Raw genomic sequence first — 14,250 nt, 5'->3', positions numbered from 1 at the left:
AGTGAGAGGGGGCGGCAGGGCATGGCGGCGCAACTGCCATTCGAGGATGACGGCCCGCGCCGCGACGACGGGCCGGCGCTGATGGTCGATGTCGACGGCTATGAGGGGCCGCTCGACCTGCTGCTCGATCTCGCCCGGCGGCAGAAGGTCGATCTGCACAAGATCTCGATCCTGGCGCTGGCGGAGCAGTATCTCGTCTTCGTCGAGCAGGCGAGGGCGCTGCGGCTCGAACTCGCGGCCGATTATCTGGTGATGGCGGCCTGGCTGGCCTATCTCAAATCACGCCTGCTGCTGCCGGAGCCCCCCAAGGGCGAGGAGCCGAGCGCGGCCGATCTCGCCACCGCTCTCGCGCTGCGGCTGCGCCGGCTGGAGGCGATCCGGGCGGCGGCGCGCAAGCTCGCCTCGCGCGAGCGCCTGGGGCAGGACGTGTTCGCGCGCGGCGCGCCCGAGGCGATCGTCGCCGGCGCGCGGCCGGTCTGGGAGGCCGAGCTTTACGACCTCCTGTCAGCCTATGCTCAGCAGCGCCAGAAGCGCGTGCAGGGCCATATCTCGGTCGGTCACCGCGTTGTCTGGTCGCTCGTCGAGGCGCGCGAGGCCTTGCAGCGGCTGGTCGGCGAGGCCGGCGACTGGATGGAGATCGACCCCTATCTTACGCGCTACATGGCGTCGCATGGCCTGCCCGAGCGCGACATGCGGACGACGGTGCGGGCCTCGGCGCTGTCGGCCATGCTGGAGATGGTCAAGGAGGGCGTGCTCGATTTGCGGCAGGACGATGCCTTCGCGCCGCTTTACCTGCGGCGCCGCTCGGCTCGACCGCCGGTGCTGCCGCTGGCGAGCCGGGACGCCTCATGAGCGTCGCGATGACCGAGCCTTTCGAGGAGGACGAGGATGGCGGCGGCGCGGAGGTCTTCGCGCAGGCGACCCGGGTGGTCGAGGCGCTGCTGTTTGCCTCCGTCATGCCGCTCTCGGCCGAGGAGCTCGCGCGCTCCGTGCCGTCGGGGATCGATATCCAGCAGGTCCTGGCTCGGTTGGGTGCGCTCTACGAGCCGCGCGGGGTCAATCTGCGCCAGGTCGCGGGCGGCTACGCCTTCCGCACGGCGCCCGATCTCAGTTATCTCCTGGCGGCCGAGGCCGAGCCGCCGCGCAAACTGTCGCGGGCGGCGCTCGAGGTGCTGGCGATCATCGCCTATCACCAGCCGGTGACGCGCGCCGAGATCGAGGAGATCCGCGGCGTCGCCACCGCCAAGGGTACGCTCGACATCCTGCTGGAGGCCGGCTGGGTCCGGCTGCGCGGCCGGCGCCGTTCGCCCGGGCGACCCGTCACCTTCGGGACGACGCCGGGTTTCCTCGACCATTTCGGGCTCGACCGCATCGACGATCTGCCGGGTCTCGAGGAATTGAAGGGGTCCGGCTTCATCGAAGGGCGCCTGACGCGCGACCTCACGGTACCTGTTCCCGACGATGATCCGGACCTGCGCGCCGATGAGGACCCGCTCGGCGACCTGTTCACGCCGCTTGACGACGGCGACGGCGGGCCGCATGGGGCGGACGGGTAGGGCGGGGCGCTGGTTCCAGCCGCCTGTCGTCATGGAGCAGTCTTTGGCCGTCAACGAGACCAAATCGCGCTGGTTGAACTGGGGCCGGCGCGGCACGGCGGGTGCGGCCATCCCGATGGCGCTCGGCTTCGACGGCGTCACCCAGCGTTTCGGCGCGGTCACGGCGCTGAAGAACGTGTCGCTTGCGATCGAGCCCGGCGAGATCGTCGCCCTGCTCGGCCAGTCCGGCTGCGGCAAGACGACACTGCTGCGGCTGGCTGCGGGGGTCGAGCGGCCGAGCGCCGGCCGCGTGCTGCTGGAAGGGCGGGACGTTTCGTCGCAAGGCTCCTTCGTCGAGCCCGAGCAGCGCGGCGTCGGCCTGGTCTTTCAGGATTACGCGCTGTTTCCGCACCTCACCGTGCGCGAGAATGTCCGCTTCGGGCTGAACCGACGCGGCGAGAGCGAAGCTTCGGCCGATGCGACGGCGCTGAGGGCGATCGCCCGCGTGGGGCTTGCCGACCTGGCCGAGTCCTATCCGCACATGCTGTCGGGCGGCGAGCAGCAGCGCGTCGCGCTCGCGCGCGCCGTCGCGCCGCGGCCGGGCGTCCTGCTCATGGACGAGCCGTTCTCCAATCTCGACCGGCGCCTGCGCGACGTGGTCCGCGACGAAACGGCCGCCCTGCTTCAGGAAACCGGTGCGACCTCGATCATCGTGACGCATGATCCCGAGGACGCGATGCGCATCGCCGACCGGATCGTGCTGATGCGTGCCGGCGAGATCGTCCAGATCGGCACCGGCGAGTCGCTCTACCGCAATCCGGGCAGTCTCTTTGCCGCCCGGTTCTTCTGCGATTTTACCGAGGTTCACGGCAGGGTCCTGCGCGGGGCGGTGGAGACTCCGTTCGGGCGCTTCCCCGCGCGAGGGCTGCCAGAGGGCTGCGAGGCGGTCGCCTGCATCAGGCCCCATGCGATCCGGGTCGTTCCGAAGGGCTTCTGCCTGCCGGGCCGTTTGGTGAGCCGGCGGTTTCTGGGCGAGGTCGATCACCTGCTGATCGCGGTCGACGGCTTCGAGCGGCTGCTCTCGGTGCGTGCCTCGCTGGCGGGCCTTATCGCGGAGGGCGACGATGTCGGGCTCGATATTCCCACCGACGAAGTTCTTGTGTTCCCCGCAGGGTCCACATAGGTTCCGCCGCAACAGCTTGGTCCGGGGTGCAATCCCCCGGCAGCACTTGCATCGAGGGAGTTCGCCATGGGTGGCGTCAGTATCTGGCACTGGATCGTCGTCGGCGTCATCGTGATGCTGCTGTTCGGGCGCGGCAAGGTTTCCGAGCTGATGGGCGACGTGGCCAAGGGCATCAAATCCTTCAAGAAGGGCATGGCGGAGGATGACACCCCGCCGCCGCCGAGCGCTACGACCCCCGTCGATCCCAAGATCATCGACGCGCAGGCCACCAATCCCGCTCCGGCCAAGGCCGAGACCAAGGCCTGAGGCCGAGCCGCTCGCTTTAGCGAGAGGTTGAGAGGACGAGCCGTCGATGTTCGACATCGCCTGGAGCGAATTCATGCTGATCGGGGCGGTCGCGCTCGTCGTGATCGGCCCCAAGGATCTGCCGAAAGCCCTGCGCACAGTCGGCCAGGCCGTCGGCAAGATTCGCCGCATGGCCTCCGAGTTCCAGGGACAGTTCAACGACGCGATGCGCGAGGCCGAACTCCACGACCTGAAGAAGCAGGTCGAGGATGTCGGCGGTTCCGTTTCGAGTTCGCTGAACACCGACTTCAAGCCGATCGAGATGCCGGCCTCGGCCGGGCTCGACGATGCGGCGCTGAAGGAGGCCGAGGCCAAGCTGGCCGCGATCCCCTTGCCCGAGCCGCTGCCGCCGGTCGAGATCGGCCCGGCAGACGTCGCTGCGCCCGTCGAGCCATCGCCTGAGCCCAAGCCGAAGCGTGTGCGCAAGGCGGCGCCGGTCCAGGCCACAGAAGAGCCCGCATCGCCCGAACCCGCGCCGGCCAAGGCGCCGCGCAAGCGCAAGGCGGCCGCAGCCGAGCCCGACGAAGGGAGCGCGGCATGAGCGTCGCCAATCCACGTGACGGCGAGGACGAGATCGAGGCCTCGCGCGCACCGCTGATCGACCATTTGATCGAACTGCGGGCCCGGCTGATCAAGTCGCTGATCGCCTTTCTGGTGATGTTCTTCGTCTGCTACGCGTTTTCGACGCAGATCTACAATCTGCTGCTGCAGCCTTATATCTGGGCTGCCGGGTCGGGCATCAACGCGCCGCTGCAATATACCGCGCCGCTCGAACTGCTGTTCACGCATATCAAGATCGCGGCTTTCGGCGCCGGCTTCTTCGCCTTCCCTGTGATTGCGACGCAGATCTACAAGTTCGTCGCGCCGGGTCTCTACAAGAACGAGCGGGCGGCGTTTGCGCCCTATCTCGCGGCGACGCCGATCTTCTTCGTTGCCGGCGCTGCCCTGGTGTTCTTCTTCGCCATGCCGGTGCTGATGAAATTCTCGCTCGGCATGCAGCAGGTCGGGACCGAGACGCAGGCGAGCATCGTTCTCGTCGCCAAGGTCAGCGAATATCTCTCGCTGATCATGACGCTGATCTTCGCTTTCGGCATCTCGTTCCAGCTGCCGGTGATCCTGACCCTGCTCGGCCAAGCGGGCATTATCGATTCGGCGTTCCTGAAGGACAAGCGCCGCTACGCCATCGTCTTCGTCTTCGTGATTGCCGCCGTGCTGACCCCGCCAGACGTGATCTCGCAGCTCATGCTCGCGGTGCCGATGCTGCTGCTCTACGAGCTGTCGGTGTTCTCGGTGCGCCATGTCGAGAAGAAGCGCGCTGCCAAGCGGGCGGCTGACGACGCGGCTGATGCGGCGAGCGAGTAGGGCTGGAGCCAGGGCATTTGTGAAGATGGGCAGGCCCGCGAATGCCTGCTCCTGAAGGCGGTATCACCCGTTGGTCGATCAGTCGGCGCATTGAGCCAACTGCCAAGCCCAAGCCTCCGGATGGAATCTCATGCGCGTCCTTCTTGTCCTCATCTCTTTCGGCATGATCGCCGTGCCGGCCCTGATCGCGCTGGCGAGACGTGACCTGCCGCGCTGCCGCCGGATCGGCACTGCGCTGGTGATCTTTCTTGCGCCGGCCGCCGCGCTCGGGCTGATCCATGGCGTGCCGGAGCTCGACGGCCGCGCATTGCAAAACCCGGTCGCCTGGACGACGTTGCGGCTGGTGCTGTCGGGCCTCGCCTTGATCCTGCCGTGGTGCCTGTATGTCTGGCTCGCCAGCGCCCGCCGCTGACCCACGGATCCCAACATGACCGAGCCCGCCGACACGCCGCCGATCGACCACGCCTTCACCGGCGACAGGCGAGGGCCGGCCCAGGACCCGACCTATGCGGGCGCGCTCTCCTTCATGCGGCGGCGCTACTCAAAGGATGTCTCGGGCTGCGATCTGGTGATCTGGGGCGTGCCCTTCGATCTCGCCGTCTCGAACCGTCCGGGCACGCGTTTCGGACCGCAGGCGCTGCGTCGCGCCAGCGCGATCTTCGATGGCGACGCGCAGTATCCCTCTCGCATCGACCCGTTTGAGCGGCTGAGCGCTGTCGACTACGGCGACTGCCTGCTGCCGCGCGGCGATCTGCAGGGCTGCGCGCGGGCGATCGAACATGAGGCGGCCGGCATCCTTGCCTCGGGCGCCCATCTCGTGACGCTCGGCGGCGACCATTTCATCACGCTGCCCTTGCTGCGCGCCCATGTCGCCCTCCACGGCCGGCTGGCGCTGGTCCAGTTCGACGCCCATCAGGACACCTGGGACGATGGCGTCGGGGCGATCAGCCACGGCTCCTTCGTGCTGGAGGCGGTGCGCGAGGGTCTGATCGACACCGAGCGCTCGATCCAGATCGGGCTGCGCACGGTCGCGCCGCGCGACTGCGGCATCGAGGTGCTCGACGCCTATGGCGCGCATGAACTCGGCGTCGCCGGCACGGTCGCGCGCATCAGGGAGCGCGTCGGGGCAGGGCCGGCTTATCTCACCTTCGACATCGACGCGCTCGATCCCGCCTTCGCGCCCGGCACGGGCACGCCGGTCGCCGGCGGGCTCAGTTCCGCTCAGGCGCTAGGCATGGTCTGGGGCGTCCGCGATCTCGATTTTCGCGGTATGGACATCGTCGAGGTGTCGCCGCCCTACGACCACGCCGACGCGACCGCGATCGCGGGCTCGGCCATCGTCCAGCACTACATCCAGGGGCTGGCGCTGAGGAAGGCTGCCTGAATCAAGGGGGGAGGGCGCGGGATCCTGTTGCCGCATCGCGGCGCCCGAGAATGACGGCGTGCGATTGACAGCAGGCCCAAGCTCCATCATATCCAGCTCATGACCATGAACCTGTCCCGACGTCGCATTGTCCCGGCCGCCCCCGCGCGACCGCGATGACGCTCGGCTTTGTAACCGAATGTCCGCGACCGCGCCCCGAGCGCGGTTTTTTTATGTCTGAAGCCGACGAAACTCTTCGCTTTCGCACCCATCGGGGGTCCAGATGAGCCAGAACCTGAAATCCATCTTCATCGACGGCGAGGCCGGCACCACGGGCCTCGGTATCCGCGACCGGCTCGCGGCTGTGCCCGAGCTCACCGTGAAGAGCATCGCGCCCGAGAAGCGCAAGGACCCGGCCGCCCGCAAGGAGATGATGGCGGGCGTCGATCTCGTCGTGCTTTGCCTGCCCGACGATGCCGCAAAGGAATCGGTGGCGCTCGCCGACGAACTCGGCGACGGCGCGCCCAAGATCGTCGATGCGGCCACCGCGCACCGCGTCGCGCCTGGCTGGGTCTATGGCTTTGCCGAACTCGCGCCAGGCCATGCCGCCAAGATCGCCAATGCCAACCGCGTTTCGAACCCCGGCTGCTATCCGACCGGCGGCATCGCTCTGCTGCGGCCGCTGGTCGATGCCGGCCTGCTGGCACAGGATCATCCGATTACCGTCAACGCGGTGTCGGGCTATTCCGGCGGCGGCAAGAGCATGATCGAGGCCTATGAGGCCGGCACGGCACCGGCTTTCGAACTGTACGGACTGGGCCTGCACCACAAGCATCTGCCGGAGTTGCAGGAATATGCGCGGCTGACGCGGCGGCCGATCTTCGTGCCCTCGGTCGGCAATTTCCGGCAGGGCATGCTGGTCTCGATCCCGCTGCATCTCGACCTGCTGCCCGGCAAGCCGAAGGCGGCCGATCTGCAGGATGCGCTGGCGGAGCACTATGCCGGCTCGACCTATGTCAGCGTCGTGCCGGCGGGTAAGGCGGGTGGCAAGCTGGAACCGGAATCACTGAACGACACCAACAAGCTGGAATTGCGCGTCTTCGGCGACGACACGCTCAAGCAGGCGGTTCTCGTCGCCAAGCTCGACAATCTCGGCAAGGGCGCTTCAGGCGCAGCCGTGCAGAATATCCGGCTGATGCTGGGGCTGGCGGAGGCCTGAGCCTCGTGAGAAAACTCTCAGATCATAAGAAAAGGGCCGCTTGCGCGGCCCTTTTTTTGTTCCCGGCGGGGAGCGTCGTCAGCCCTTGTAGGCGACGAAATTCTGCTTTTGCTCGCCCAGGCCCTCGATGCCGAGTGTCACGACCTCGCCGCCCTTGAGGAAGCGCGGCGGCTTGAAGCCCAGGCCGACGCCAGGAGGCGTGCCGGTGGTGATGACATCGCCCGGATCCAGCCGCATGAACTGGCTGATGTAGTGGACGAGATAGGCAGCGCCGAAGATCATCGTCTTGGTCGAACCGTTCTGGACGCGCTCGCCGTCGATCTCGAGCCACATGCCGAGGTTCTGGATGTCCTTGATCTCGTCGGTGGTGACGAGCCAGGGGCCGAGCGGCCCGAAGGTCGGGCAGCCCTTGCCCTTGGCCCATTGCCCGCCACGCTCGATCTGGAACTCGCGCTCAGAGACGTCGTTGCAGACGCAGAAGCCGGCGATCGCAGCCATCGCCTTGTCTTCGGGGATGTAGGAGCCGCCGTCGCCGATGACGATCGCCAGCTCGACCTCCCAGTCCGTCTTCACCGAGCCCTTGGGGATGATGACGTCGTCATTGGGGCCGACGATGCAGTTGGGGGCCTTGTTGAAGAGAATCGGCTCCTTGGGGATCTCGGCGCCGGTCTCGGCGGCGTGGTCGGCGAAGTTCAGCCCGACCGCGATGAAGTTGCGCACATCGCCGACGCAGGCACCCAGCCTCGGCGAGCCCGAAACGATTGGAAGCGATTCGGGATCGATTGCCCCAATCTTCGCCAGCGAGGCGGCGGTCAGGGCCTTTCCGGCGAGATCGGGAATGGTGCCCGAGAGGTCGCGCAGCGCGCCCTTGGAATCGAGCAGAGCCGGTTTTTCCTGGCCCAGTGCGCCGTAACGTAGCAGTTTCACGTCGTTTCCCCCGTTTCAAACGATCTAATTGGGGGGCGATCCTGACAAGATGGCGGCGCGAAAGACAAGCCTGTTCCTGCGCATGGCGTCGCTGCACGCCGCACCCGACGCGATTGTTGCGGGAATGCAACGAGCACCCGGAAAGCTACCTGCTCGCAAATTGTGCACCGTCCCCGAGCGCCGGTCCGAAATTCGGAAAAAGCGCGATAGTTCTTATATAAACGATCCTTTTCAGACGCGGTGTGAGCCGGCAACACGAAAAACTCCCGATTTCCATCGGTTTCGCAAGTTCCCTAGCGGAAAGAGCCCTCTCGGTGACGGAATCAAGGCATTGAAGGCGGGATTGCGGCGGCAAACGGCTCAGGCCATGCTCCCAATCGAGCGGGGCACTGAAGCCTCTAAGAAACGAGAGACGGGATGGATTCGATGAAGGGCATCGTTCGCAAAGCTGCCGCTGCTGCCACAGTCTCGGTGGCGGCTCTTCTTGTCGCTGGCGCGGCGGAGGCGAGTTCCTTCGCCATTCGCAGCGGCCAGAGTGCCGAGGGTCTCGGCATGGCCTATGCGGGTGCGGCTTCGGGCGGCATCGGGTTGGGATCGATGGCCTGGAACCCGGCGACGATCACGATGTTTCCCGGCCGCAACAGCCAGTGGAACTACACCTATCTCAATGCCAATGCGTCCTACGATCCGACCTCGACGACGCGTCTGGGCGCCCCCAACGGCCCGGCGAGCCCGGTGCAGAACGGCACCGGCAATCTTGGCGGCGACGGCGCCGGCATCCCGGCCTCCTATTCGGCCTGGCAGCTGACCGATCGGTTCTGGATCGGCCTGACAACGGGCGCGCCTTACGGCCTGCGCTCGAAGCCCGAGAATCAGGTGCATGCGGCGCAGGTCTATGGCCGCTCGGCCAAGGTGACGACGATCAACGTCTCGCCGACGATCGGCTACAAGGTCAATGACTGGTTCTCGGTCGGTGCCGCGCTGCAGATCCAGTACTTCGACACCAAGCTGAAGACGGCCTCGGGCATCGCTCCGGCGGCCGGACCCGTCATCGTCGAGGGTGACACGATCGATTTCGGCTACCGCATCGGCGCGACCCTGACGCCGCGGGACGGCACCACCATCGGCCTCGCCTATCGCTCGTCGATCCGGCAGACGCTGGAGGGCTCCTTCCGCACGCCGGTCGGCATCGTGCCGATCAAGGCGAATCTCAACCTGCCGGATTCGGTGGTGTTTGGCGTGTCGCAGGTGATCAACGACCAGTGGCAGGCCCATCTCGGCGTGGAGTGGACGAATTGGAGCCGCTTCCGGCGCATCCCGCTGGTCAACGAGCTCACCGGCGGGCCGCTGGCGGCCTTGCCCAGCCTGAACTTCGTCTATGACGATTCCTGGTTCTTCAGCACCGGCGTCGAATACAAGTACAACCGCGACCTGACGCTGCGGGCCGGCGTTGCCTACGAGCTCTCGGCTGTGAACGATCAGAACCGGACGATCTACATCTCCGACAACGATCGGCTCTGGCTCTCGGCCGGCGGCAGCTACCAGATCACCGACAAGCTGAAGCTCGATCTCGGCTACACCTATATCCACGTCAACAAGGCACGGGTGAACTACACCGGAGCCCATCCGCAGCAGGCGGCCGTGTTCTACACCGCCGAGGCCAAGCCCTACATTCATATCGTGTCGGCCGGCCTGACCTATCGCTGGGACAACCCGGCGGAAACGATTCCGGTCCAGCCGGTCGTGCGGAAGTACTGAACCCGCGACCTTCGCAGGATACGAAAGCCGGCCCTTTCGGGCCGGCTTTTTCGTTGGCGCATCAGGCCAAGGACGGCCTGTCCATCATGCCTTCGTCAGCACATAGGTTCCCGGCGCATCACAGAGTGCCGGCAGCTTGCCCGCACCCGGCTCACGCGCCTGGACCCGCTCCGGCGCCTGCTTCTCCAGCCATGACGCCCAATGCGGCCACCACGAGCCGGCATGTTCGCTGGCCCCCGCGATCCAGTCCTCATAGACGCCCGTGGCGGGGCCGCCGGTCCAGTACTGGTATTTGACCTTGGCTGGCGGGTTGACCACGCCCGCGATATGGCCCGAGCCCGCAACGACATAGTCGACCGGGCCTCCGAAGCATTGCGAGCCGATGAAGACCGACTGAGCCGGGGCGATATGGTCCTCCCGCGTCGCGAGATTGTAGACCGGGATTGTCACCTTCCCGAGGTCGAGCGTCTTGCCGCCGATCGTCATCTCGCCCTTCGAGAGCCTGTTCTCAAGATAGCAGTTGCGCAGGTAGAAGGAGTGGTTCGCCGCCGGCATCCGCGTCGAGTCCGAGTTCCAGTACAGCAGGTCGAACGGCGTCGGCGCCTTGCCCTTGAGGTAGTTGTTGACCGCGTAGGACCAGATGAGGTCGTTGGGCCGCAGCATGTTGAAGGCGCCAGCCATGCGCGCGCCGTCGAGATAGCCGCACTTGCCCATCTGCTCCTCGACCGAGCGAATCTGGTCCTCGTCGACGAAGACGGAGAGCTCGCCGGCCTTGGAGAAATCGACCTGCGTCGTGAAGAAGGTGGCGCTCTCGATGCGCGTGTCGCCGACTGCCGCCATATAGGCCAGCGTCACGCCCAGCAGGGTGCCGCCGACGCAGTAGCCGATCGCGCTGACCTTCTTTTCGCCTGTCGCCTGCTCGATCGCGTCGAGGGCCGCAAAGACGCCTTCGCGCATGTAGCTCTCGAAGTCCTTGGTGGCATGGCGCTCGTCCGGGTTGACCCAGGAGATGCAGAACACGGTCAGCCCCTGCGCGACGCACCAGCGGATGAAGCTCTTCTCGGCGTTGAGGTCGAGGATGTAGAACTTGTTGATCCAGGGCGGCACGATCAGGAGAGGGCGCTTCAGCACGGTCTCCGTAGACGGCGCATATTGGATCAACTCCATGATGTCGTTGCGGAAGATCACCTTGCCGGGCGTCGAGGCGATGTTCACGCCAATCCGGAAGGCGCCTGTGTCGGACTGACGGATCTTGAGTTCGCCATGGCCGGCCTCGATGTCCTCGGCCAGCATCTTCATGCCGCGCACCAGGTTCTCGCCGTTCTGCCGCAGCGTCTCGCGCAGCAGTTCGGGATTGGTCGCGATGAAGTTCGAGGGCGAGAGCGCGCTGGCGATCTGCTTAACGTAAAAGCGCGCCTTTTCGCGGGTGTGCGGGTCGAGATCCTCGGCCTTGTCGACCATCGATTCGGCCCAGCGCGAGCCGATCAGATAGGCCTGCTTGATGAAGTCGAACATCGGATGGCCGGACCAGTCGGGGTCGGCAAAACGCGCGTCGCGCCTGTCGGGCTCCGCGACGGCCTTGGCCTCCTCGCCGCCGGCTCGTTTGAGCATCGCGCTCCAGAGATTCAGGAAATCGCCGGTGATGGACGCCTGCGCCTCCATGATCTTGCGGGGGTCGGCGACCCAGCTCTCCGCGACGCGGCCGAGTGTCTTGACCATGTCGCTGGCCTCGTCGGCCTGGCCGCCCTTGGCCTCGCCGCGTTCGATCGGCTTGAGATAGGCGGCGGTGGCCTTGCCGTATTCCTCGACAAGGCGGCCCATGTTCTGCGCGAACTGGTCGAAATCCGGCACGGGCGCCTCGGCTGAGGCGGTTGCGTCCGCGGGCTTCTCGTCCGCTCGCCGGTTCATCGCGTTCTCCCCCGTGGCGTTCTTCTGAGGGGATGCTGCTTGCTCCCCATTTTGGACCTATTAAGGACGTAGCGGATATCTTTGACAAAGAGAATTCTACAATGCTGCCGGATCACGACATGCCGTTCGACCAGCCGACGAAAAAGCCGCTTCCGTTACTGATGCTCCTGGCCGTTCTCAGCACGGTCGCGGCCGGCTGCGCCGGTGAGACGGGCAAGGTTGTCGCGGAGGCAGCGGGAATGGCGACAACCGCCCAAGAGGCCAAGCCGTTCGTGCAGGAAACCCGACCGGCCGATCCGCAATACATGCCGATCGGCCGCAAGTTTGCGGTCGAGCCGCTCTGCCAGGGCGAAACCGCCCCGCCCCCCTATGTGCCGGCAGGGCAGGCCGCCCATTTTTCGTTTCCTGCGACGCCGGCTCCCAAGCCCGGCGAATGCAAGCCGAGAGCCGCCTTCAAGGCAATCGAGGCGGAACTGGATGCCAAGCGCATCTCGAACGAGGCGGCTGGAAACCAGGCCAAGTCGCTGGGCTCCACGCCACCGCCAAAGCCCGCGATTCTGCCGACCAACTGAGGAGGCCGGCAGAGCCCGGTCCGGTCGCCTCGCGGTTGCGTCGATTGAATCTTGCGTTTTTCGGCCTGACGTGACCAAAGATGCGGCGGGAGGCGGCTGCGGCGCAACGATTTTGAATCGCGCCGTACAAGATCAGGCACCGGAAGGGTGCCGACAGACCGCCTGGCCAGATCTAGACTATGCCGGCTCCGGCGAAGGAACTGTTCGAATGGCCGATTTTCACCGCATCAAGCGCCTGCCGCCTTACGTTTTCGAACAGGTCAACAAGATCAAGGCTGCCGAACGCGCCAAGGGCTTCGACATCGTCGATCTCGGCATGGGCAATCCGGATTTGCCGGCGCCCAAGCATGTCATCGAGAAGCTGGTGGAAACCGCCGGCAAGCCGCGCACCGACCGCTATTCGGCCTCCAAGGGCATCGGTGGCCTGCGCCGAGCCCAGGCCCATTATTACGAGCGCCGATTCGGCGTGAAGCTCAACCCGGAGACGCAGGTCGTGGCGACGCTGGGCTCCAAGGAAGGCTTTGCCAATATGGCGCAGGCCATCACGGGGCCGGGCGATGTCGTGCTGGTGCCCAATCCGAGCTACCCGATCCACGCCTTCGGCTTCCTGATGGCGGGCGGCGTCATCCGCTCGGTGCCGGCCGAGCCGACGCCCGCCTTCTTCCCGGCGCTGGAGCGGGCGATGATCCATTCTGTGCCCAAGCCGATCGCGCTCGTCACCTGCTACCCGGCCAATCCGACCGCCTATACCGCCTCGCTCGACTTCTATCGGGATCTCGTCGCCTTCGCGAAGAAGCACGAGCTGATCCTGCTGTCGGACCTCGCCTATGCCGAGGTCTATTTCGACGAGAACGACCCGCCGCCCTCGATGCTGCAGGTGCCGGGCGCGATCGATGTCACCGTCGAGTTCACCTCGATGTCCAAGACCTTCTCGATGGCGGGCTGGCGCATGGGCTTCGCGGTCGGCAACGAACGCCTGCTGGCGGCGCTTGCGCGGGTGAAGTCCTATCTCGACTACGGCGCCTACACGCCGATCCAGGTCGCGGCTGCTGCTGCCCTCAATGGCCCCGACGACTGCATCCGCGAGATGCGCGACATCTACCGCAAGCGCCGCGACGCGCTGGTGGAGAGCTTCGGCAAGGCGGGCTGGGAGTTTCCGGCGCCCGCGGCCTCGATGTTCGCCTGGGTGCCGATCCCCGAGAAATTCCGCCATCTTGGCTCGCTGGAGTTCTCCAAGCTGCTGATCGAGAAGGCCGAGGTCGCGGTCGCGCCGGGCATCGGCTTCGGCGAGCATGGCGACGACTATGTCCGCATCGCCATCGTCGAGAACGAGCAGCGCATCCGCCAGGCCGCTCGCAATGTCGGCCGCTTCCTCAAGGGCGCCGACCACACGCTGCACAACATCATCCAGATGCCGAAGGCGGGGTAGGGGGCCAGGTTGGCCCCGTCGCTCAGGCGTCATGCTCGGGCTTGACCCGAGCATCTCTTGACGCAGCTGTGACGCTCATCCGGCCGGAGATTCTCGGGTCTCCGCTGTGCTGCGCCCAAGAATGACGGCAGCCTTCCTCTGGACCCCGCTCCGAAAACATGGGAACCCCTCCACGCGGACTCATCCGTCCGCTCCGGGGCTACAGCGCGCGATGTTCAGCACAGGCCGTATGGTCGCTATCGGCGTTAGCCTGTTCGCGCTGATCTGCCTCGTCTCCACCTATGATTATTCGCGCGGTCGCGTGCCGCAGACCGAGTCCGCTCTCGTTTCCGAGGTGCTGGCGGCAACCACGGCCCGCGAATGCGGACGTGACGCCACCGAGATCGTGTCGCGCCATCTGCCGGCCGGTATCGAGCAGGCCGAGGCCGAGCGCATCCTCGCGACCATCGCCATCGTTCCGCCCCGGCCCTGGTTCTGGACACCCTCCACCGAGACGGCGACGACCTGGACCGGCGACACGCTGGAAGCGCTGCGCACCATCAAGACGACGGCCTTCGGCACCAACCTGCTGCGCATCCACCTGACCTTCGGCGACGGCAAGCTTCGGCGGCTGGCAGCGGAGGTCATCTGCCGCTTCGGCTGACCTTGA

General features: G+C 66.1%; 15 protein-coding genes. 13 read left to right on the top strand and 2 right to left on the bottom strand.

From position 1 onward, the window contains the following. Nucleotides 1–21: 21 nt before the first annotated feature. The 9 genes from AE618_RS09525 (at nt 22) to argC (ending at nt 7,007) form a co-directional block, all read left to right on the top strand. Nucleotides 22–852, top strand: a complete 831-nt coding sequence (locus AE618_RS09525) for a segregation and condensation protein A (RefSeq protein WP_054208813.1) — start codon at nt 22–24, stop codon at nt 850–852. 8 nt (nt 853–860) lie between these two features. Further along, nucleotides 861–1,556 carry an SMC-Scp complex subunit ScpB gene (gene scpB, locus AE618_RS09520; protein ID WP_054208894.1) on the top strand — a complete coding sequence of 232 codons (696 nt, stop codon included), beginning with the start codon at nt 861–863 and terminating at the stop codon, nt 1,554–1,556. Between the two features lie 31 nt (nt 1,557–1,587). Continuing rightward, on the top strand, nt 1,588–2,718 hold the full coding sequence (locus AE618_RS09515) for an ABC transporter ATP-binding protein (protein WP_082365142.1): 1,131 nt from the start codon (nt 1,588–1,590) through the stop codon (nt 2,716–2,718). A gap of 66 nt (nt 2,719–2,784) precedes the next feature. Continuing rightward, nucleotides 2,785–3,024: a twin-arginine translocase TatA/TatE family subunit gene (locus AE618_RS09510; RefSeq protein WP_054208812.1), complete on the top strand. Its 240-nt coding sequence runs from the start codon at nt 2,785–2,787 to the stop codon at nt 3,022–3,024. Between the two features lie 46 nt (nt 3,025–3,070). Continuing rightward, nucleotides 3,071–3,604 (top strand): Sec-independent protein translocase protein TatB, encoded by a 534-nt coding sequence (gene tatB / locus AE618_RS09505; RefSeq protein ID WP_054208811.1) that lies wholly within the window; start codon nt 3,071–3,073, stop codon nt 3,602–3,604. Continuing rightward, nucleotides 3,601–4,425 carry a twin-arginine translocase subunit TatC gene (gene tatC / locus AE618_RS09500; protein WP_054208810.1) on the top strand — a complete coding sequence of 275 codons (825 nt, stop codon included), beginning with the start codon at nt 3,601–3,603 and terminating at the stop codon, nt 4,423–4,425. The genes tatB and tatC overlap by 4 nt, the downstream gene beginning before the upstream one ends. A 130-nt stretch (nt 4,426–4,555) precedes the next feature. Beyond that, nucleotides 4,556–4,837: a hypothetical protein gene (locus tag AE618_RS09495; RefSeq protein WP_054208809.1), complete on the top strand. Its 282-nt coding sequence runs from the start codon at nt 4,556–4,558 to the stop codon at nt 4,835–4,837. Between the two features lie 15 nt (nt 4,838–4,852). Then, nucleotides 4,853–5,809 (top strand): agmatinase, encoded by a 957-nt coding sequence (gene speB, locus AE618_RS09490; RefSeq protein ID WP_054208808.1) that lies wholly within the window; start codon nt 4,853–4,855, stop codon nt 5,807–5,809. 262 nt (nt 5,810–6,071) lie between these two features. After that, entirely contained in the window at nt 6,072–7,007 is a 936-nt protein-coding gene (gene argC / locus AE618_RS09485; protein WP_054208807.1) for an N-acetyl-gamma-glutamyl-phosphate reductase, read from the top strand. Between the two features lie 78 nt (nt 7,008–7,085). Here argC and AE618_RS09480 read toward each other — a convergent pair whose 3' ends face one another. Further along, the gene (locus AE618_RS09480) at nt 7,086–7,934 is read right to left on the bottom strand and encodes a fumarylacetoacetate hydrolase family protein (RefSeq protein ID WP_054208806.1); all 849 of its coding nucleotides are present in this window, start codon (nt 7,932–7,934) and stop codon (nt 7,086–7,088) included. Nucleotides 7,935–8,351: 417 nt separating this feature from the next. On the opposite strand from AE618_RS09480, the gene AE618_RS09475 reads away from it, so the two are divergent. Beyond that, nucleotides 8,352–9,692, top strand: coding sequence for an OmpP1/FadL family transporter (locus tag AE618_RS09475; RefSeq protein WP_054208805.1), 1,341 nt, complete (start codon nt 8,352–8,354; stop codon nt 9,690–9,692). Between the two features lie 84 nt (nt 9,693–9,776). Here AE618_RS09475 and phaC read toward each other — a convergent pair whose 3' ends face one another. Next, nucleotides 9,777–11,600: a class I poly(R)-hydroxyalkanoic acid synthase gene (gene phaC / locus AE618_RS09470; RefSeq protein ID WP_054208804.1), complete on the bottom strand. Its 1,824-nt coding sequence runs from the start codon at nt 11,598–11,600 to the stop codon at nt 9,777–9,779. A gap of 119 nt (nt 11,601–11,719) precedes the next feature. Here phaC and AE618_RS09465 point away from each other — a divergent pair, with 119 nt between their 5' ends. From AE618_RS09465 to AE618_RS09455, 3 genes are all read left to right on the top strand, one after another. Beyond that, entirely contained in the window at nt 11,720–12,172 is a 453-nt protein-coding gene (locus tag AE618_RS09465; RefSeq protein WP_156330186.1) for a hypothetical protein, read from the top strand. Between the two features lie 208 nt (nt 12,173–12,380). Next, complete coding sequence (locus AE618_RS09460; protein ID WP_054208802.1) at nt 12,381–13,601, top strand: LL-diaminopimelate aminotransferase; 1,221 nt, start codon at nt 12,381–12,383, stop codon at nt 13,599–13,601. 211 nt (nt 13,602–13,812) lie between these two features. Next, complete coding sequence (locus tag AE618_RS09455; protein ID WP_156330185.1) at nt 13,813–14,244, top strand: hypothetical protein; 432 nt, start codon at nt 13,813–13,815, stop codon at nt 14,242–14,244. The last annotated feature ends 6 nt before the right edge of the window (nt 14,245–14,250 follow it).

Source organism: Allobosea vaviloviae (assembly GCF_001298265.1).
Classification (GTDB): domain Bacteria; phylum Pseudomonadota; class Alphaproteobacteria; order Rhizobiales; family Beijerinckiaceae; genus Allobosea; species Allobosea vaviloviae_B.
This window is presented reverse-complemented; position numbering and strand designations above follow the sequence as displayed.

Excerpts from the sequence above, each read along its gene's own strand:
- AE618_RS09465 (WP_156330186.1), top strand. The coding sequence starts at position 11,720 with ATGCCGTTCGACCAGCCGACGAAAAAGCCGCTTCCGTTACTGATGCTC.
- AE618_RS09495 (WP_054208809.1), top strand. The coding sequence starts at position 4,556 with ATGCGCGTCCTTCTTGTCCTCATCTCTTTCGGCATGATCGCCGTGCCG.
- AE618_RS09460 (WP_054208802.1), top strand. The coding sequence starts at position 12,381 with ATGGCCGATTTTCACCGCATCAAGCGCCTGCCGCCTTACGTTTTCGAA.
- scpB (WP_054208894.1), top strand. The coding sequence starts at position 861 with ATGACCGAGCCTTTCGAGGAGGACGAGGATGGCGGCGGCGCGGAGGTC.
- AE618_RS09525 (WP_054208813.1), top strand. The coding sequence starts at position 22 with ATGGCGGCGCAACTGCCATTCGAGGATGACGGCCCGCGCCGCGACGAC.
- AE618_RS09455 (WP_156330185.1), top strand. The coding sequence starts at position 13,813 with ATGTTCAGCACAGGCCGTATGGTCGCTATCGGCGTTAGCCTGTTCGCG.
- AE618_RS09515 (WP_082365142.1), top strand. The coding sequence starts at position 1,588 with ATGGAGCAGTCTTTGGCCGTCAACGAGACCAAATCGCGCTGGTTGAAC.
- tatB (WP_054208811.1), top strand. The coding sequence starts at position 3,071 with ATGTTCGACATCGCCTGGAGCGAATTCATGCTGATCGGGGCGGTCGCG.
- argC (WP_054208807.1), top strand. The coding sequence starts at position 6,072 with ATGAGCCAGAACCTGAAATCCATCTTCATCGACGGCGAGGCCGGCACC.
- AE618_RS09510 (WP_054208812.1), top strand. The coding sequence starts at position 2,785 with ATGGGTGGCGTCAGTATCTGGCACTGGATCGTCGTCGGCGTCATCGTG.
- tatC (WP_054208810.1), top strand. The coding sequence starts at position 3,601 with ATGAGCGTCGCCAATCCACGTGACGGCGAGGACGAGATCGAGGCCTCG.
- phaC (WP_054208804.1), bottom strand. The coding sequence starts at position 11,600 with ATGAACCGGCGAGCGGACGAGAAGCCCGCGGACGCAACCGCCTCAGCC.
- AE618_RS09475 (WP_054208805.1), top strand. The coding sequence starts at position 8,352 with ATGGATTCGATGAAGGGCATCGTTCGCAAAGCTGCCGCTGCTGCCACA.
- speB (WP_054208808.1), top strand. The coding sequence starts at position 4,853 with ATGACCGAGCCCGCCGACACGCCGCCGATCGACCACGCCTTCACCGGC.